Annotated in this window: 13 protein-coding genes; 7 read left to right on the top strand and 6 right to left on the bottom strand. The window is 72.7% G+C overall.

The window, feature by feature from the left end; genetic code table 11:
* Window positions 1-6: 6 nt before the first annotated feature.
* Both RMT89_RS27110 and RMT89_RS27105 read right to left on the bottom strand, forming a co-directional pair.
* Window positions 7-444 carry a roadblock/LC7 domain-containing protein gene (locus RMT89_RS27110; protein WP_315886401.1) on the bottom strand — a complete coding sequence of 146 codons (438 nt, stop codon included), beginning with the start codon at window positions 442-444 and terminating at the stop codon, window positions 7-9.
* Window positions 441-3,284: a nitrate- and nitrite sensing domain-containing protein gene (locus RMT89_RS27105; protein ID WP_315886400.1), complete on the bottom strand. Its 2,844-nt coding sequence runs from the start codon at window positions 3,282-3,284 to the stop codon at window positions 441-443. The genes RMT89_RS27110 and RMT89_RS27105 overlap by 4 nt, the downstream gene beginning before the upstream one ends.
* A gap of 420 nt (window positions 3,285-3,704) precedes the next feature.
* Between RMT89_RS27105 and RMT89_RS27100 the strand changes: the two genes are divergently transcribed.
* Together RMT89_RS27100 and RMT89_RS27095 are read left to right on the top strand one after the other, a co-directional pair.
* Window positions 3,705-4,292, top strand: a complete 588-nt coding sequence (locus tag RMT89_RS27100) for a hypothetical protein (RefSeq protein ID WP_315886416.1) — start codon at window positions 3,705-3,707, stop codon at window positions 4,290-4,292.
* Window positions 4,293-4,786: 494 nt separating this feature from the next.
* Window positions 4,787-6,328 carry an amino acid permease gene (locus tag RMT89_RS27095; RefSeq protein ID WP_315886399.1) on the top strand — a complete coding sequence of 514 codons (1,542 nt, stop codon included), beginning with the start codon at window positions 4,787-4,789 and terminating at the stop codon, window positions 6,326-6,328.
* Between the two features lie 75 nt (window positions 6,329-6,403).
* Here the strand turns inward: RMT89_RS27095 and RMT89_RS27090 are convergent, their stop codons facing one another.
* From RMT89_RS27090 to RMT89_RS27075, 4 genes are all read right to left on the bottom strand, one after another.
* Entirely contained in the window at window positions 6,404-11,167 is a 4,764-nt protein-coding gene (locus RMT89_RS27090; RefSeq protein WP_315886398.1) for a hypothetical protein, read from the bottom strand.
* A gap of 37 nt (window positions 11,168-11,204) precedes the next feature.
* Window positions 11,205-12,095 (bottom strand): hypothetical protein, encoded by an 891-nt coding sequence (locus RMT89_RS27085; protein ID WP_315886397.1) that lies wholly within the window; start codon window positions 12,093-12,095, stop codon window positions 11,205-11,207.
* A 31-nt stretch (window positions 12,096-12,126) separates the two neighbouring features.
* Window positions 12,127-13,653: a hypothetical protein gene (locus RMT89_RS27080; RefSeq protein ID WP_315886396.1), complete on the bottom strand. Its 1,527-nt coding sequence runs from the start codon at window positions 13,651-13,653 to the stop codon at window positions 12,127-12,129.
* A gap of 89 nt (window positions 13,654-13,742) precedes the next feature.
* Window positions 13,743-14,450, bottom strand: a complete 708-nt coding sequence (locus RMT89_RS27075; RefSeq protein WP_315886395.1) for a GntR family transcriptional regulator — start codon at window positions 14,448-14,450, stop codon at window positions 13,743-13,745.
* Window positions 14,451-14,622: 172 nt separating this feature from the next.
* Between RMT89_RS27075 and RMT89_RS27070 the strand changes: the two genes are divergently transcribed.
* Genes RMT89_RS27070 through RMT89_RS27050 form a run of 5 tightly spaced genes read left to right on the top strand, consistent with a single transcriptional unit; the run spans window position 14,623 to window position 18,988 of the window.
* Window positions 14,623-15,912: an MFS transporter gene (locus RMT89_RS27070; protein ID WP_315886394.1), complete on the top strand. Its 1,290-nt coding sequence runs from the start codon at window positions 14,623-14,625 to the stop codon at window positions 15,910-15,912.
* On the top strand, window positions 15,909-16,739 hold the full coding sequence (locus tag RMT89_RS27065; protein ID WP_315886393.1) for a putative hydro-lyase: 831 nt from the start codon (window positions 15,909-15,911) through the stop codon (window positions 16,737-16,739). Before RMT89_RS27070 ends, RMT89_RS27065 begins: the two co-directional genes overlap by 4 nt.
* Window positions 16,740-16,749: 10 nt before the next feature.
* On the top strand, window positions 16,750-17,508 hold the full coding sequence (locus RMT89_RS27060) for a 5-oxoprolinase subunit PxpA (protein WP_315886392.1): 759 nt from the start codon (window positions 16,750-16,752) through the stop codon (window positions 17,506-17,508).
* Window positions 17,505-18,122: an allophanate hydrolase subunit 1 gene (locus RMT89_RS27055; protein ID WP_315886391.1), complete on the top strand. Its 618-nt coding sequence runs from the start codon at window positions 17,505-17,507 to the stop codon at window positions 18,120-18,122. The genes RMT89_RS27060 and RMT89_RS27055 overlap by 4 nt, the downstream gene beginning before the upstream one ends.
* Window positions 18,119-18,988, top strand: coding sequence for a biotin-dependent carboxyltransferase family protein (locus tag RMT89_RS27050; protein WP_315886390.1), 870 nt, complete (start codon window positions 18,119-18,121; stop codon window positions 18,986-18,988). Before RMT89_RS27055 ends, RMT89_RS27050 begins: the two co-directional genes overlap by 4 nt.
* Window positions 18,989-19,034: the final 46 nt, after the last annotated feature.

The following is a 19,034-nucleotide window of genomic DNA, read 5'->3' as shown; positions in this document are numbered from 1 at the left end:
ATCCCACTACCCGCCTGCGGGCAGATCGGTGCGCGGAGCGGTGCCCAGATGCACACCGACCCGCTTGACCAGGAGCGTCATCTCGTACGCGACCTGGCCGACATCCGAGTCGGCATCCGAGAGAACGGCCAGGCAGCTGCCGTCGCCGGCGGCCGTCACGAACAGGAAGGCGTCGTCGAGTTCGACGACCGTCTGCCGCACACTGCCGGCCTCGAAGTGGCGGCCCACGCCCTTGGCGAGGCTGTGGAAGCCGGAGGCGACGGCGGCCAGGTGCTCGCTGTCCTCCCGGGTCAGATCCTTGGACGCACCCGTCGGCAGGCCGTCGCCGGAGAGCACGATGGCCTTGCGGATGCTGGCGACGCGCTCCACCAGGTCGTCGAGGAGCCAGTTGAGCTCGCCGGACGCCGTGGTCGCTGCGTGGCCGGTCATCTTCGGTGCGGTCATCGACCGTCCCCCTTTGTCGTTCCTCGTGGTGCTGTGCCGCTGTGGGCGTCGTCGCCCGCGGCGTTCTCCTCGCGGCCGCGCTGCCAGCCGCGCTGGAGCGAGGCCATGCGGTTGCGTACCTCGTCGGCGTCCCGCTCGGCGGGCTCCGTGGAGCCCTCGGTCGACCGGGCGGGATCGCGCTTGAGCTGGGGAGCCAGGTTGGCCTGGCGTACGCGCCGGGGCAGTGGTCCCGTACCGGAGCCGGTCTGCTGCGGCACGGGGGCCGGACGCCGGTCCGGTGTGCTCGGGTTACTGGACTCGATCTCGGCGCGCCGGGTGCGGCGGGGAAGCGCCGGGGGCTCCCCCGAGAGGTCCCGGCCCGTGGCCGATCCCGTGCCGGTCGGCTCGCCGACCGGGTCGGCGGAGCCGGGGCCGCGTCGCAGGGGGGCGTCCCCGCGGCGCCGGGTCGGCAGCGGTGCCGGGGCGTTCGGCTCGTGGCGGCTCACGCCCGTCGGGGGCTGGGCCTCGTCGCGCCGGGGGCGCTGGTCGGTGACCGGGCGCCCGTGCGAACTCACCAGCTTGGGTGTCCCGTGCCGGGGCAGCGGCACCGCGGGGCCCAGGTGGTCCTCCGGGGAGTCATGGTCCGCAGGGCCGGTGTTCGCCGAGTCGTGGCGGGCGGTGGTGTCCTCCGCGCGGGCGAGGTGGGAGCGGCGTGGGCGGAACAGTCCGCCGCGCTCCCCGTCCTCCTCGTCCAGTCCGTCCGGGAAGTCGCTCAGGGCGTCCAGGTCCACGGGCGCCTCCAGCTCGACCGGCCCGTCCAGCAGCTGGGTGGGCAGGCCGGGCAGTTGCACGGGCACCTGCGCAAGGGCGGCCCGGCGGCTCTCCTCCAGTCGGCGGGACTCCTCCAGCTCGGCCTCCTTGGAGGGGCCGGGCCGGTCCAGACGGAAGCCGAGTCCGTTGGTGTCCGGTACGTCGTCCGTCAGCAGGGCGTCGGGGATGAACACGACGGCGGTGGTGCCGCCGTACGGGGACGGCTGCAGGGAGACTCGGACGTTCTGGCGCTGGGCGAGCCGGCTGACCACGAAGAGACCGAGCCGGTCGGTGTCGGACAGCTCAAACTCCGGGGTCTCGGCGAGCCGGAGGTTGGCGTCCAGAAGCGCGTCGGCGGCCATGCCTAGTCCGCGGTCGTGGATCTCCAGGGTGAAGCCGTTGGCGACGCGTTCGCCGAGCACCTGGACGGCGGTGTGCGGCGGGGAGAACACCGTGGCGTTCTCCAGGAGTTCGGCCACGAGGTGGGTGAGGTCGGCGACCGCCGGGCCGGTGACGGCGACCCGGGGCAGCCGGCGGACCTCGATGCGCTCGTAGTCCTCGACCTCGGCGACAGCGGCCCGCACCACGTCCATGAGCTGGACGGGTTTGCGCCACTGCCGGGAGGGGGCGGCGCCGGAGAGGATCACGAGGCCCTCGGCGTGCCGGCGCATACGGGTGGTCAGGTGGTCGAGGCGGAACAGGTCGGCCAGTTCGTCGGTGTCCTCGGTGCGGCGTTCCATGGTGTCGAGGAGGGTGAGCTGCTTGTGGAGGAGCACCTGGCTGCGGCGGGCGAGGTTGACGAAGACCTCGGAGACACCGGCGCGCAGCTCGGCCTGTTTGACGGCAGCCTCGACGGCGGCGCGCTGGAGGGTGTTGAGGGCTTGGCCGACCTCGCCGATCTCGTTCTTGTCGTACTCCAGGCGCGGGACCTCGGTCTCCACGTCGACCTGTTCGCCCGTCGACAGGCGGCGCATCACGCTGGGCAGCCGGACGCCGGACGCCTCGTGGGCGTCCAGACGCAGCTGTCGCAGGTCGCGGATGAGGCCGCGGCCGATGCGCACGGACAGGAACAGCGACACCAGCAGTGCGACGAGACCGAGTACGCCGGCGATGGCGGCCTTGGCGATGACGCCCATCGCGACCGGCTGGACGCGGTCCTGGTAGCGGTCGCCCGCCTGGTCGTTGAGCTCGGCGAGCTCTTCGAGCACACTGCCGGCGGCGGTGTCCCAGCTCTTCGCGGTGACGCCGCTGGGTGTGCCGGCGCCGACCGAGACTGCGGACTCCTCGGCCACGCGCAGGGGGGCGCTGGCGGCGTTCTTCCAGAAGCGGGTGAAGCGGTCTCGCTCCCAGGAGGGCAGCAGGGGGAGGTTGACGTCGTAGATCAGGTTGCGCTGGGCGGCGTAGTCGGAGACGTCGCGGACCTCGTCGCGCGAGAGCTTGCCGACGATCAGGGCGGAGCCGAGGAGAGCGTCCTCGCGGGAGAGCAGCTCCCGGGCGCGCGCGAGGTTGACCAGCGCGCGGTACTGCTTGTCCATCTCGACGTTGTCGACGACGTGGAGGTTGGCGAGCAGGACGTAACAGGGGTCGACCAGGCTGTTGTAGAGGCGGAGGGCCGTGGCCCGGTTGATGGTGCCGTCCTCAACGCTGCGGCGCAGGGAGACGATGCCGTCGAAAGCGTCCAGAACGGCGGTCAGGCGCTCGTCCGTGCCCTGGCCCATCGCGTCGCGCACGTCGGGGTTCTTGGCGTTCTTGCGGATCTCGGCGACGGCTTCGTCGGTGGCGGTGCGGCTGCGCCTCAGGGCGGCAAGCCCGTCGGAGGCGCGCGGGTCGGCGAGGTAGACGAGTGTCTGACGGCGTTCCTGCTGGAGGACACGGACCGTGTCCTCGATGGGGTAGCCGATCTTCTCCACGACGGACGACACGTTGAACAGCTGTTGTGCCTCACGACCCGTCAGTACCGTGGCGAAGCCCCAGATCGCGGTGAGGGACACCAGCGGCACGAGAAGCAACGCCACGATCTTCCGGCGGATGGACTTCCCGCGAAAGCGCATGGCCTCCCCCAGCTCGACCCCCGCCGGCCGGGGGTACACATGTGCGTCAACAAACGGCGCGAGCCTACTACCGACGCACAGGTAACTCGAAGAGCCGTCCGGAAGCTGAACGTCCGCACCGGGGGCGAGACATGGGGAGTTGTCCGGTCATTGGGGGAGATTGCCTCCCGGATTCCGGCGCCGGCCGGTGGAACCCGCCCTACTCGTCCGCAATGTCAATTGGCCGGAATTTTTCCATGGTTGGGAATCTTCGGGCGATGTTGTTCGTCCTTCTCTATGGGAAACGGGGGCGGAATCGGCCACAGGAGCCGCATCTCGCCTCCCGGCGGCGTAAAACAGCGCAAGCCGGGCAGCCACTGGGGAGTCGGGTCTTCGGACACGGGAGCGAGCGGTCTGCTGGCGGTGGGGAGTGACACGGTGATGGGCACGGCGGAGCGGCGCGAGACGTCCGACGACGGTGGTGTGGCGGTGCGCGAGGGCCCTCAGGCGCCGAATCGCGACATTCCGGCGGACCGGGGTGAGGTTCCGACGGGCGCGGGTGAGCAGGCGACTGCGTACGCGCAGTTCACCAAGTCCGAGGAGAGGAACGAGCGCGAGGAGGCTCAAGAACAGGCACTTTACCGCCCGTTGTGGGTCGAGGAGCCGGCGCGGCGGCGCCGGATGCCCGATCCGGTGCGTACGGCGGCGGTGCGGGCGGTGTTGATCATCGCCGTGACACTGATACAGGCGATGGTGGCCTTCCTGTGCACCTTGGCCGGATCATGGCTGGCCTTCCCGATGGTGCTCAGCAGCGTGGCCAGCACCGTGGTCGCCACCTGGGGAGCCCTGGACGTCTGGGTGACCCGCCAGGTGTGGAACCAGCGCAACGGCGTGGTCTCGTTGCCTGCCAGCACCGCGCGGGCGCTACGGCGGGAGCGGCGCAGGGCGCGACGCCAGGCGAGGGCGACCGGCCGCGCGCAAGAGCGGATACCCGGGCGGGGCGGCGCGGGCCAGCTGTCGCACTCCTGAGCCGGGCACCGGCTGTCGCCGAGCTCCGGGGACAGTCGGCCTCCGGCGGCCCCTCGGTCAGCTCCCGGCCCCTGACCCTGGGCCCTCAGTCAGCCGCCGTCTCCTCAGGAGGAGGCCCTCGACCCACCACCCGCCTTCCGCCACGCCTGACTTCCCGACACGCCCACATCCTCCCGGAGTTCGCCGACGGCCAAGCCGCCCAGTACTACGCCGGCCACGCTGCCGAGTTCATCGGGGCGATCAAGGGCCGCGCCGTGACACCTCCGTCGACATGGCGCTGACCGCCGTCTCCCTGCACCCGGGCAGGTCTGCCCGGCCGGCACGCCCCACGCCCCACGCCCCACGCCCCACGCCCCACGCCCCACGCCCCACGCCCCACGCCCCACGCCCCACGCCCCAGGGATGGTTCACCTGATCTCCGGGTAGCAGCACGCAACACCCGGCACCCGCACGAGCCGCTCGCTCCCCTCCCTCAGGCCCCCTGGAGTCCGCTCATGACCGCAACCCATCCACCTAGAGAAACCGACGACGCCGAACTCGCCGAGTTCGGTTACAAACCCGAACTCAAGCGCACACTCGGCAACTTCCACACCTTCGCCGCCGGCATCAGCTACATCTCGATCCTGACCGGCACCTTCCAGCTCTTCTACTTCGGCTACGGCAGTGGCGGCCCGGCCTACTGGTGGTCGTGGCCGATGGTCTTCGGCGGCCAGTTCATGGTCGCCCTGTGCTTTGCGGAGCTGGCCGCCCGCTATCCCGTGGCGGGATCCGTCTACAACTGGTCGAAGAAGATAGGCAATCCGCACCTGGGCTGGCTCGCCGGCTGGATGATGCTGATCGCGTCCGTCGTGTCCATATCCGCGGTGGCGCTGGCGTATCAGCTGACGCTTCCGCAGATCTCGGACGTGTTCCAGTTCGTGGGCGACGGCACCGGAAAGTACGACGTGGCGACCAACGCGGTCATCCTGGCCGCGGTGTTGATCCTGTTCACCACCCTGGTGAACGCCTTCGGCGTCAAGCTGATGGCCACGATCAACACGGCGGGCGTGTTCATCGAGTTGATCGCCACCGTTGTACTGATCGTGCTGTTCGCCGTCCACATCACCCGCGGTCCGCAGGTGGTCATGGAGACCAACGGCACCGGCACGGGCTACGGCGCCGGATACCTGGGGGCGTTCCTCGTCGCCTCGCTGGCGTCGGCGTACGTCATGTACGGCTTCGACACGGCCGCCTCTCTCGGCGAGGAGTCCCTCGACCCCACCCGGAACGCGCCGCGCGCCATCGTCCGGGCGATCGTCGCCTCCTTCGTCCTCGGCGGTCTGATCCTGCTCCTGGCGCTGATGAGCGTCTCCAGCCTCAAGGGCGAGCAGCTCTCCACGGACGGTCTGCAGTACATCGTGCTGGACGTGCTCGGCTCGACGGCCGGCAAGGCGATGCTGTGGTGTGTGCTGATCGCGGTCACCGTCTGCGCCCTGGCGGTCCATACGGCCGCGGTGCGGCTGGCGTTCGCGATGGCCCGGGACAACAACCTGCCCGCGTCCTCGAAGCTGGCCAAGTGCCATCCGCGCTTCCAGACGCCAGTGCTGCCGACCGTGATCATCGGGATCCTGGCGCTGGCGATCCTGGTGGTCAACATCCGCCAGCCGCAGATCTTCACAGTCGTCACCAGCATCGGCATCATCATGATCTACCTCGCCTACCTGGGCGTCACCGCCCCGATGCTGGTGGCGCGGCTGCGCGGCAAGTGGCAGCCGGCGGGCGACGGCCGATTCTCGCTGGGCCGTTGGGGCCTGCTCGTCAATGCGCTGGCCGTGCTGTGGGGCCTCGGCATGACGATCAACCTGATCTGGCCACGGGCCTCCGTCTACAACGCCTCCGCCCCTTTCCACTGGTACCTCCAGTGGGGCGCGGTCCTGTTCGTCGGAGTCATCGCGGGCGGCGGCTTCGCCTACTACTGGTTCGTCCAGCGGCACCGCACCGGCGTTCTCGCCGAGCATCGTGTCGACTCCCCCGCACCCATGGCCGAGGTCGACTGAAGCAGGTTCCAGGAGCATCGACCGGGGACTGCGCGACCGGCCACGGACGGCCCGCAGTTCCCCCCTGCCATGTCTCTACGGCACGCTCGGCTCCGGGCGCTTGAACATCCGGGTCGCGGTGATCTCGCTGTGCACGGCCTCTCCGGCGGACGCCTCGGGCAGTCCCGGGCGAAGGTGTTCCTCGACGCTGATGTACTTCAGGCCCGCCCGAAGGTCCGCGTCGTTGCGCAGCCGGATGACCAGCGGGAACTCGGCGAGCGCGGTGGTGTCGAACAGGCCGGTGGTGTACAGGAGCTGGACACCGAGGGCGTCGGACACCGCGCGCTGGAGTTCCAGCAGGTAGGTCGCGTTGGCGCGGCCGATGGGGTTGTCCAGGAACAGCGTGCCGGCATGGCGGTGCTTGTCCCGGCCCCGGTCGTTCGAGCGCAGGGCCGCCATCGTGCAGTACAGCGCGATGGCGGCGGTCAGCAGCTGCCCGCCGGAGAACACATCGCCCATCTGGCCGACGGGCACGCGCTCCGCGCGCAGTACCGCGTCCGGTTTGAGGATCTCGACAGCGACGCCCTTGGGCTGGAGCGCGGCGCCGACACCCCGCAACAGCAGGGACATTCCGTCCCGCCGAAGATCGGAGTTCTTCTTCACCGCCGCGCGCGTGGCCTCGTCGATGACCTCGCCGAGCCGCTCGGTGAGGGTCGCCTGGTCGGGCTCCTCGAAGCGGATGCGCAGGAACTCCTGCCCGGACCACTCGCCGAGTCCCTCGGGAAGCCGGGACAGCCGCTGCGCGGACCTGAGGGTGGCGAGCGCCGACTCCACCAGCCCGCGCAGCCGGTCCACGATCGAGTCGCGGTTGCGCTCCAGCTGCTCCAACTCGTCGGTGAGGACCCGCAGCCGGGGCGCGAAGGCGTCCGCCCACTTCTGCGCGTGCTCGGGGAGCGCGGAGGCGGGCAGCTCCCGGATCTGCTGCCGCGCGGGGGTGCGCACCTGCTCGTAGCGCGTGGAGTTGGCGTGCCGTACGAGCACATCGCTCGCCTCGCGTACGGCGGCCTCGGCGGCTGAGAGGTCGGCGGCGCAGCCGCGCAGCGACCGGCGGGCCTCGGCGGCGGACTGCCGGGCCTCGTCCAGGTAACCGGGGTAGGGCTCGGTCTCCTCCTGGTCCTCCTCGGGGGCGTGCTCGCGCAGCAGATCGCGAAGCATCGCGGAGATCTCGTCGAAGCCCCCGGCCGCGTCCTCAGCGGCGCGATGGGCTTCCAGCAGCTCGGCGTGCGCTTCCCGGGCCTGCCCCAACGCCTCAGTGCGCGAGGCCAGTTCGGCGGTGGCGGTGCGCAGCAGCGCCTGGGCGTGCTCGGCGTCGCGCGGCTGGAGCTCCTCGGCCAGCTCGGTGTGCGCCTCGCCGTCCTCGGGCGCGTGCCGCTCCGCCTCGCCACGCAGCCGCCCGAGCTGCTCGCTCGCGGCCGACATCCGGGTCTCCAGGAGCTGCACCAGCTCCTCCGCGCGGGCGACGGCGGCCTGCCGGGAGGGCCCGTCGGAGCCGTCGGGCGACTGAAGCAACTGCTCGGCGCGTGTGCGGACCTTGTTGCTCAGTCGGTCCAGCTCCGCGCGCGCCGCGCTCTCGTCGCTCTCCGCGCGGGCCTGCTCGGCCCGCAGATCGGCGCCGACGCCGACCTTCTCGTACACCTGGGAGGCGGCCCGGTGGGCCTCGCGCAGCGCGGGCAGCGACACCTTCGGGTCGTCCGCGTCGGTCTTCGGTACGTCGTCGGGGGCGCCCGCGATCTCGGCGCGCTCGGCGCGCAGGGCACGCGCGGTGCGGCGGGCGTCGTCGGCGGCTCGCTGGGCGGCGCGCCGGTCCTCGTCGGCGGCCCGGGCGCGCTCCAGGCACGACTGGGCGCGGGCCTCCGACTCGGTGGCCTCCTCGGCGAGTTCGCGCAGCTTCGCCTGCCAGCCCGCCCGCTCGCGCAGCCGGAAGGCGAGCCCGGCGAGGGCGTCGGCCGCGCGCCGGGCCTTCTGCTCGGCCTCCTGCCGCTCGTCGCGGACCTGGGCGGCTTCGGCTGCGGCCTCGTCGGCCTCCGCGCGCACGGTTCGCGCCTCGGCGAGCTCGGCCTCGGACTCGTCCGCGAACGCGCGCGCCTCCCGGGCGGCCTCCGCCAGCTCCACCAGCCGTCCGGCCGGGCAGCCGGTGCGCCAGGAGGCGAGCCGTGCGGCCAGCTCCCGGTCCTTGCCGAGCCGGGCGGCGAGGGTACGGATCTCCTCGTCGCGCTCGGTCGCCCGCGCGCGCAGCGCCTGCCGCTCCTCGTCGGCGGCGTGCTCGTCGTGCATGGCCGGGTTCGGCGGCACGAGGAAGACGTCGCCGCCGAGCGCGTCGGTGCCCGGCGTCGGGGCGAGCAGGGCGGCGGCCGTGCCGACGGCCACGGCGGACCGCGGCAGCAGTGCCGCGTCGTTGAGCGCCTCGCGGGCACGCGCGTGCGTGGCGGGGTCGGTGATGATCACGCCGTCGACCAGCTCGGGCCGGGTGGCCAGCACGCGCGCGTGGTCGGCGGGATCGACGGCCTGGGCGAGGTAGCGCCAGCCGGGCAGGGCGGGGATGCCGTGCTCGCCGAGGAACTCCACGGTGGCCAGCACGTCCGGGCCCGGCGGCAGCAGGCCGCCGTCGCCGAGGGCGCCGAGGATCCGGGAGTCGTCGGCCGCGGCCGTCCGCAGCTCGAAGAGCTGCCGCTCGGCGGAGGAGACGGCGTCGTCGAGGAGTTCGCGCAGCTCGTCGGCGAAGCGGTCGAGTTCCTCTGGTGTGAGCATGCCGTCAGGGGCGAGGCGCGGGGCGCGGGTGCCGCCGGGCTCTCCGGCGCCGGTGCTGGTCGTCCGGCCGCGCGAGGCTGTGTCGGCGTCGGCGTGGGGGCCGTTGCCGCCGACCGCTGCCTGGCTCGATGCGGCGCGCGTCCCGCCGGACACGGCGTCCCTCCCGGCTCGGGGCCCGGGCAGGCCCGCCCGCTCCCGGCCAGGGGCGCCCGGCAGGCTCAGCAGCGCGGCCAGCCGCCCCTCCCCCGCCAGCCCCTCGGCGAGACGGCGCTCGGCCTCACAGGCACGCTCGGTGGCGGTCGCGGCGTCCGCCGCACGGGCCGCCGTCAGCTCCGCGCGGGACTCCGTGGCGGCCGCCTCGCGCGCGTGCTCCGACGCCCGCCGGGAGGCCTCCCGCGCGGTGTCCCAGGCGGCGACGGCGCTTTTCTCGGCATCGCTCGCGGCGAGGGCCGCCCGGGCCGGGTCTGCGTCGGGGGCGCTGTCGTCGAGCCAGCCGGCGCGCACGGCCTCGGCCGTCTCCTGCTCGACCTCCGCCAGGCGCTGCTTGAGGTGGCCGATCTCGCTGCGGGCGCGCTGGGCCTCGGTGGCGGCGGAGGTGGCGTCCCGGTGGGCGGCCTCGCCCACCTCCTGGAGCGCGGCGGACCGCTCCTCCCCCTCGTTGGCGAGGGCCTCGGCGCTCTCCGCGGCCGCGTGCAGTGCCCGTACGAGATCGACGGCGGCCTTCGCGCGGGCGGCGAGGGCCGGGGCCGCGTCCCGTTCGGCCTCCTGGATGGCGGCGGCCACGCGCGCGACCCGGTCGGCGGCCGCGCGGTGCCGCAGCACGGCCTCGGCGGCCTGCCAGGCGGAGTGCACGGTGCGGGCCTCGGCGAGCTCGCGCTTCTGCGCCGCCGCCGACTTCTCGGCCGCGGCGAGGGCCAGCGAGGCGTGCCGGTAGGCCAGTTCGGCGGCGATCGACGCACTGCGCTCCCGTCCCGCCTCGGCATGGGTGACCGCGTACGCGGCGGCGGTGACCCGCTGGGCGAGGTCCGAAGCACGCACCCGCTCCTGGACCCCGCGCGCGGACAGTCGCCGCGCCAGGGTCCGGGTCCGCCGCTCGGCCCCGGAGTGGATGTCCCGCGCGCGGGAACGCGCCTCGGCCGCCTCCACGATCCGCCCGAGCAGATCGACGGACCCGGCGGTGAAGTCCCGCTCGGCGATCAGCTCGGCACGCCGCCCGAGCTTGTTGCCGAAGCCGCTGACCAGGTCGGCGAGCCCGTCCGTGTCCCGGGTGTCGGTGACCGCGCGCAGCAGCAGGTCGGTGAAGTCGGAGTCCTTCTTCACCGCGAACAGCCCGGCGGCCTCACCCTCGTCGGCGTTCATCTCCCGCTGGTAGCGGAAGAGTTCGGGGTCCAGACCGAGGTCGCCGAGGTGCTCGATCCACCGGTCGTGGATGTCCTCCCAGTGCACCTCCAGGTGCGGGTAGGCCTTGCCCGCCTCGGTGAGGGCGTCCCGGAAGCCCTTCATGGTGCGGCGGCGGCCCTGCGCGCCGGACGCGCCCTCGACGGGCGGCCGTACGGCGGTGGACTCGGCGACCGGCAGGTTGTCCAGGGACAGCCCGGGCCCGGGCCGGAAGGAGTACCAGGCCTCGGCGAACTTCCGCGGGTCGTTGGAGACCTGCCGCCCCCGCCACTCGCTGACCTTGCCGACCACCACGCACTCACCGGTCAGGGTGTGCTGCCACTCCAGGGCGACGTGTCCGCAGTCGTCGGCGAGCAGGAACTTGCGCAGCACACCGGAGCTGGCGCCGCCGAGGGTGTTGCGGTGGCCCGGCAGCATCACCGAGAAGATCAGCTTGAGCAGCACCGACTTGCCGCCGCCGTTCTCCAGGAACAGCACGCCGGCGGGCGCGGGCCGGCGCGGCGGGCCGACGGGCTCCTCCTCGAAGAACTGCGCCTGCGCGGGCGCGGGATCGGGCACGGGCTCGCCCACGCCTCGCAGGTCAAGCACGGTGTCGGCGTAGCGCGCACCGGCGGGACCGATGGAGTAGAGGCGGACCCGGGACAGCTCGTACATGGCGGACTCTCGTAAGTCTTCGGCAGGTCGGGGAAGTTCAGGACTGGGCGGGCGCGTGGAACGGCAGTCCGGCGTCGGCCACCAGGTCCAGGTCGTCGCTCTCCTCGGGCGGCAGCAGTGTCGCCGTCCCGTCGGTGACCGGGACGACGCCCAGCTCCAGCAGCTCGGCCATGGCGGCGCTGCCCGCCATGTCGCGCACCTGGAGCTGGTAACGGGCGGTCGTGCGGTACGTACCGCCGTTGTCCTCGCCGGTCCGTTGGAGGAACCCGGAGTCGGTGAGGAAGGCGACGGCCTTGCCGACGATGCCGGTGGTGGACCCGGCGAGTCTGCGGGCGTCCTTGGTGGCGCCGGTGGCGGTGCGTCTGGCCCAGATCCGCCAGGCGGCCTCCAGACCGGGTGCGTCGCTGGCCGGGTCGGTGTTCTCGCCCTGTTCCTCGGCCCGCTCCTCCAGGCGCCGGCAGGCCTGCCGTACGAAGGCGTCGACGCCGTTGACGGAGACGCGCCCGATGTAGCCGTCGCCGGCGAGGTCCTCGGGCCGGGGGAACGCCAGGGCGGCGACAGCGAGGTGGGCGAGGCCGTGCAGGAAGCGGTCGCCGGAATCGGCGGCGGTCCGGCGGGCGTAGTCGCCCATGCGGACGGCGAACACCGAGTCCTCGGCGGCGGTCACCGCCATCCCCGCGCGTGGGGACACCTCCAGCACCACGAGCCCGAGCCCGGCGGCCACCGCGTCCGCGAGCCGTGCGAACGGCGGGTCCTCCCGGTACCGGCGCAGCAGCTCGGTGTACTCCTGGTCCCGCGCGGGCTGCAGCTTCGGCTGGAGCCCGAAGGCGACGAGCCGCGCGGCGTCGGCGGCGTCTGCGGGCGTGACGGCGGCGCTCGCGGAGGGCGCGGCGGCCTCCGGCTCACTCCACTCGACGTGCTCGCTCACGGTTGGGCTCCTCGCTGTGCTGTCACTCGACTCATGCTGCTTCCGTCCTGTCCGCCGCCATCCCCGCGGCGTCCAGCAGGGCCGTCCCGACGATCAGGTCCGCCCCGCCGAACTCGGGGTCGTCCAGTTCGGTCCCGTCGTCCACGGCGAACAACAGCTTCTGCTCGCCCTGCCGATAGGCGGTCCCGACGGCCGGACTGGCCGCGTGGACGGCCAACAGGGCGACCAGGTAGGGCAGGTCGGGATCCGACCGACGAGCCTGCGCCAGCAAACCCGAAAGTCGTCGTGGCGCGTCCGCCGGCAGATCCAGCAGCTCCATCGCGGCGGCGAGCTGCTCCTCGCTGAACCGGCTGTCGTCCGGCGTGGCGATGAGATCCGGCTCGGGCATCTCCGCCCCGAGATGCTCCCGCTCCACAGGCGGCGTGAGCAGTATGTCCACCAGGTCGCTGACCCGCACCGACACGGGCGTCCGCAGTCCCGTCCCGCGCCCGAAGAACGCGTCCGTGACCCGGACCGCCTGTTCGACCGGCAGCGGCAGCACGGGCGCGACGAGATGGCCGTAGAGGTCTGTGCCCGACGTCGTCATCGGTGTGGCGAAGGCCTGTCGGTCCTGTTCCGCGCGGAACAGCGGCCCGGCCTCCAGCAGTCGCGACTGCAACTGGGTGTGCCGTCGGATGCAGTCCTTGACGATGTCGACGAGCTCGGCGGCGCGGCGCTTGTGCTCGGGGTCCTCGGACTCGTCCCGCGCCTTGCGGATGTTGGTGAGGATCGCGTTCTCGTGGCGGTACCGGTCGGCGACATGGTCCAGCGCCTCGGCGATCATGTCGGGCACCGTCTGAAGCCAGTCCACCGCGCGGACATTGCGCCGGGTCGCGTCCAGGGCCCTGCGCAGGGTTTCCGAGTACTGCACGGTCCGGTACCGGGCCTGCTCGGCGGCGAGCTGCGCGTCGGCGAGGCGCCCGCGGCTGATCAGCACCTCCAGCTTGACCTCGGCGGCGATCTGGGCGCTGGTGACATCGGTGTCCAGCGCGCCGACGAGGACATTGACCGCTTCGTCCGTCGTACGGAGGTACACCGTGCCGCCGGGGCCCGGCACCTCCTCGATCAGCTTGAAGTCGTAGTCACGCCGGACATAGGTGCCATCGGGGGCGAAAGTCCCGTAAACGGCACGGAATCCGCGGTCGACGCTGCCGACGTTGATCAGGTTCTCCAGCACCCAGCGGGCCACGCGCTCGTGCTCGGCGACGGGCCTGCGCGGGGCCTGGGCGGCGATGCGCGGGATGAGCCGGGCCACTATCTGGTCGTGGTCGGCGCCCGTGTCGAAGTCCATGTTCAGGGTGACCAGATCGATGGCGGCGAGCGCCACCTCCGCCATGCCGTACACCGAGTACTCGCCGGCCAGGTTGGCCTTGCGCGCGTCCAGGTCGTGCAGCGGGGCGGTGCAGGCGAGCGCGCGCAGGCGCCGCGCCAGGCCCTCGTCGGCGGCCGGGCCCAACGCGGGGCGCGGTCCCGCGCTGAGCTGGGGCGGAACGCTGTCCGTCGATGCAGGCGAAGTCACGGTGCACAGACTAGGTCCTAGGTCTGACAACGACCCAAACGACTCAGAAGCGACGGCCGTCGCAACGGCACGACAGCCCGCGAGAGACCTCAGCCGAGCCCGGTCCCGTCCTCGCCCACCCGGCGCCGGTAGACCTCCACGACCCGCTGGAGCGAGTCGTCGAGATAGACCGCGAGCAGCCGCTCCGCCCTGTCCCGGTCCCCGCCCTGGAGGGCCTGGAGAATCTCCAGGTTGCGGACCAGATAGGGCTCGTGCAGCCGCCGCGGGTCGTCCACGACATGGAAGGCGAGGCGCAGTTCGGCGAAGACGCTGCGCATCAGTTCGTCGGTGCGGGCGCTGCCCGCCAGGACCACCAGCTCCCGGTGGAAGTGGATATTGGCCGTACCCACTCCGTTCCAGTCACCTTCGCGCGCCGCCCGCTGCCCCTCTCCGACGGCTTCGTCGAGATCGTCCAGCGCGTACGGCGGCTCCCCGAGCCCTCGCACGACGGCGCACTCGACGAGGCTCCGGGTGCGGTAGATGTCCTCGACGTCCTCGACGGTCAGGACCCGGACGAAGACGCCCCGGTTCAGCTCGTGAACGAGCAGGCGCTCGTGGGTGAGCAGGCGGAACGCCTCGCGCAGCGTGTTGCGGGAGACGCCGAGGGCGCCGCCGATGCTGTCCTCCGACAGACGGGTGCCGGGCGGGAAGTACCCCTCGGCGATCCGGGTCCTGAGGATGTCCGAGACCCGCTCGGCGGTGCTGGTGCGGCCCAGGAGGGCGCGGTCGTCGGCCAGACCCGTCAGCTGCTCTGCCATGCCCGGAATTCAATCGCAGATACAAGAACGAAACAACGTGGGTATTGAGGGATCGTTCAACGATCCTCTACCTTGCTACGCACGGCGCCGCCTCCCTCACCACGGCGCCGCTCGCTTCCGCACGGCACGGCTCAGTCCCCAGCACCCTTCGTCCTCCCTCTGCGAGGTGCGCATGAGCACGACCCCACCCACCACCGACGCCCGTACCGCCAGCGCCCAACACGCCGACGACGAAGGCGCGTTGGGCTGGCTGCGCGCCCTGGGACCGCGGGGCCGCCGCGCCTTCGCCGGCGCTTTCGGCGGCTATGCCCTGGACTCCTACGACTACTTCACGCTGCCGCTGAGCATGGTGGCGCTGGCCGCGTACTTCGGCCTGGACAGCGGCCAGACGGGCCTGTTCACCACCGTCACGCTGGTGGTCTCCGCGGTCGGCGGCGCCCTCGCGGGCGTGGTGGCGGACCGGATCGGCCGTGTCAAGGCGCTGATGATCACCGTCATCACCTACGCGGTCTTCACCGTCGCCTGCGGATTCGCGCCCAACTACGAGACCCTGCTGGTCTTCCGCGGCCTCCAGGGCCTCGGCTTCGGCGGCGAGTGGGCGGTCGGCGCGATCCTGGTCGCCGAGTACGCGAGCGCCAAGCACCGGGGCCGCACCCTCGGGGCGATCCAGAGCTCCTGGGCCGTGGGCTGGGCCCTGGCCGCGATCATGTACACGCTGGTGTTCTCGCTGCTCGGCGACGACCTGGCCTGGCGCGTGATGTTCTGGACCGGCGCGCTGCCCGCGCTGCTCGTGGTCTGGATGCGCCGCCGCGTGCACGACGCGCCCCAGGCGGTCGCCGTACGCGAGCACAGTGCCGGGAAGGGCTCGTTCACGGCCATCTTCAAGCCGGGCATGCTGCGCACTACGGTGTTCGCCGTGCTGCTCTCCACTGGCGTCCAAGGCGGCTACTACACCCTGGCCACATGGGTGCCGACGTACCTGAAGACGGAGCGCGACCTGTCGGTCGTCGGTACGGGCGGCTATCTGACCTTCCTGATCTCGGGCGCCTTCCTCGGCTATCTGACCGGCGGCTACCTGACCGACCGTCTCGGCCGCCGCCGCAACATCTGGCTGTTCGCCCTGCTGTCGGCGGTCTGCATCCTGGCCTACGCGAACATCCCGAGCGGCGCCAACACCCTGCTGCTGGTGCTGGGCTTCCCGCTCGGGTTCTGTATGTCGGCGATCTTCAGCGGCTTCGGGTCCTTCCTGAGCGAGCTGTATCCGACGGCGGTGCGCGGCACCGGACAGGGCTTCACCTACAACACAGGCCGCGCGGTGGGTGCCGTCTTCCCGACGACGGTCGGTTTCCTGGCCGACAGCTGGGGCGTGGGCGGCGCGCTGGTCTTCGGCGCGATCGGCTACGGCTTGGCCGCGCTGGCGCTGTTCGGGCTGCCGGAGACGCGCGGGAAGGAGCTCGCGTGAACCGCACGGACGACCACCCCTTGATCCTCGTCGACGAACACGCGCACGCGTGGCGGCCGGCGGACGCGCGCACCCGCTTCCGCGCGGGGCTCACGGGCCCCACGGCCGGAGTCGCCGCGGGGCACACCCAGGTCAACCTGATCTCGGTGCCCGCCGACTGGGCGTACGACATGCTGCTGTTCTGTCAGCGCAACCCGAAGCCATGTCCGGTGCTCGACGTCACGGACGCCGGATCGCACACCACCGTCCTCGCCGAGGGCGCCGATCTGCGCACCGATCTGCCGCGCTACCGGGTATGGCAGGACGGCGAGTTGACGGCCGAGCCGACGGACGTGCGCGCGTACTGGCGGGACGATCTGGTGTCGTTCCTGATCGGGTGCAGCTTCACCTTCGAGTGGGCGCTGGCGCAGGCGGGGGTCCCGATCCGCCACATCGAGCAGGGCCGGAACGTCCCGATGTATGTGACGGGCCGTCAGTGCCGCTCCGCGGGACGGCTCCACGGCCCCATGGTGGTGTCGATGCGCCCGGTGCCGCCGCAGCATCTGGGCGCGGCGATCCGCGAGAGCAGTCTGCTCCCGGCGGTGCACGGCAGCCCCGTATACTGCGGCGATCCCTCGGTTCTCGGCATCGACGACCTCGGCCGCCCCGACTTCGGGGACCCGGTGGAGATCGCGCCCGACGACATCCCGGTGTTCTGGGCCTGCGGAGTGACCCCGCAGGCGGCCGTGACGGCCTCCCGCCCGCCGTTCGCCATCACCCACGCGCCGGGCCAGATGTTCCTCACCGACGCCCGCGACGAGCAGTACCGCGTACTGACCGCCGCCTGACAGGAGACCCATGACCTCGATCGATCTGAACGCCGACCTCGGCGAGGGATTCGGCCGCTGGCGGCTCACCGACGACGAGCGGCTGCTGTCCGTCGTCACCAGCGCCAACGTGGCCTGCGGGTTCCACGCCGGGGACGCGGCCACCATGCGGCGGGTGTGCGAAACGGCGGCCGCGCGCGGGGTACGGATCGGCGCCCAGGTCTCCTACCGGGACCTGGCGGGTTTCGGGCGCCGCGCGATGGACGTGCCGTCCGCGGAGCTCACGGCCGAGGTGGCGTACCAGATCGGCGCGCTGGAGGTCTTCGCCCGCGCGGCCGGCACGCGCGTGTCGTACGTCAAACCGCACGGCGCGCTCTACAACCGCGTGGTGCACGACGAGGAGCAGGCGGGCGCGGTCGTCGACGGAGTGCTTCTCGCCGACGCCACGCTGCCCGTCCTCGGGCTGCCCGGCTCCCGACTGCTGGAGCTGGCCGCCAAGGCGGGGCTGCCGACGGTCACGGAGGCGTTCGCGGACCGCGCCTACACCGACGAGGGCACCCTCGTCCCGCGCGATCAGGCGGGTGCCGTCGTCACCGACCCGGACGCCGTCGTGGCCCGCTCGGTCGGCTTGGCACGCTTCGGCGAGGTCGACGCCCACTCCGGGGCCCGCATCCAGGTACGGGCCCGCTCCCTGTGCCTGCACGGCGACACGCCCGGCGCGGTGGACCTCGCCCGCCGGGTCCGCGAGCAGCTCCAGCGGTCGGGGGTCCGGGTGGAGGCCTTCGCATGAAAGCGCTGCGCGTCGGCGGCGACGCCCTCCTTGTCGAGGTGTCTTCGGGCGAGCAGGCCCAGGCACTGCACGCGGAGCTGCTGCGCCGCCGCGCGGAGGGCTCCCTGTCCGTCCGCGAGATCGTCCCGGCCGCCCGTACGGTCCTCCTCGACGGTGTCACGGACCCGGCCCGCCTGGCATCCGAACTCACCGCCTCCGAGGTGCCCGCCGCGCCTCCACGCACGCGTGAGGCCGTCGAACTCCCGGTGCGCTACGACGGCCCGGACCTGGCGGACGTCGCCGCGCACTGGGGGGTGCCCCCGGCGGAGGTGGCCCGCATCCACGCGGACACGGAGTTCACCGTGGCCTTCTGCGGATTCGCGCCCGGCTTCGGCTACCTCACCGGACTGCCCCCGCGCTACGACGTACCGCGCCGGGACACCCCCCGCACGGCCGTCCCGGCCGGGTCGGTGGCCCTCGCCGGCCCGTACACGGGCGTCTACCCGCGCTCGTCACCGGGCGGCTGGCAGCTGATCGGCACCACGGACGCGGTGCTGTGGGACCACGCGCGCGTGCCGGCGGCGCTGCTGGCACCGGGCACGCGCGTGCGCTTCGTCGCAGTGAGGTCTTCATGACGGACCGCGCCCTGGCCGTCGTCCGCGCGGGGGTCCTCACCACCGTCCAGGACACCGGCCGCCCCGGCCACGCCCACCTCGGCGTGCCCCGCTCCGGTGCCCTCGACGTCCCTGCGGCGGCCCTGGTCAACCGCCTCGTGGGCAACCCGCCCGAGGCGGCGGTCCTGGAGACCACGCTCAACGGCGTTGCCGTACGCCCGCGTTCGACGGTCACCGCAGCGGTCGGCGGAGCCCCCGGCGCCGTCACCGTGGACGGCCGCCCGGTCGCCTGGGGCGCCCCGGTACGCGTCCCCGCCGGGGCCGTACTGGACATCGGCCCGGCAGTCACAGGCGTCCGCAGCTATGTGGCCGTCTCCGGCGGCATCGCCGTGGACCCGGTCCTCGGGAGCCGCTCCACGGACCTGCTGTCAGGGCTGGGCCCCGCGCCCCTGACGGACGGCATGGTGCTGCCCCTGGGACACCCGACCGCCCTCCACGCGCGCGTGGACACAGCCCCCCAGCCGTCCCCGCCCACCGAGTTGATCCTGCGCGTGACGCTCGGCCCCCGGGACGACTGGTTCACGCGTGCTGCCGTCAGAACCTTCACGTCGCGCCCGTACCGCGTCTCACCCGCGAGCAACCGCATCGGCCTGCGCACGGAGGGCCCCGTCCTGGAGCGAGCGGTCACCGGCGAACTCCCCAGCGAGGGCATGGTGCTGGGCGCGATCCAGGTCCCCCCGGACGGCAGACCGGTGGTGTTCCTGGCGGACCACCCGACCACCGGGGGCTACCCGGTGATCGCGGTGGTCCGAGCCCAGGACCTACCAGCGGCGGCCCAGGCGGTGCCTGGAACGCCGGTCCGATTCATAGCCGTAGGCGGGCAGTGACTCCGGCCGGGGGTCGCGGGAAGTGCTCGGCCAGCCTCACCCACCC

It is taken from the genome of Streptomyces sp. P17 (genome assembly GCF_032436805.1).
Classification (GTDB): domain Bacteria; phylum Actinomycetota; class Actinomycetes; order Streptomycetales; family Streptomycetaceae; genus Streptomyces.
The sequence above is the reverse complement of the archived record's forward strand: the minus strand, read 5'-3'. Positions and strand labels throughout refer to the sequence as shown.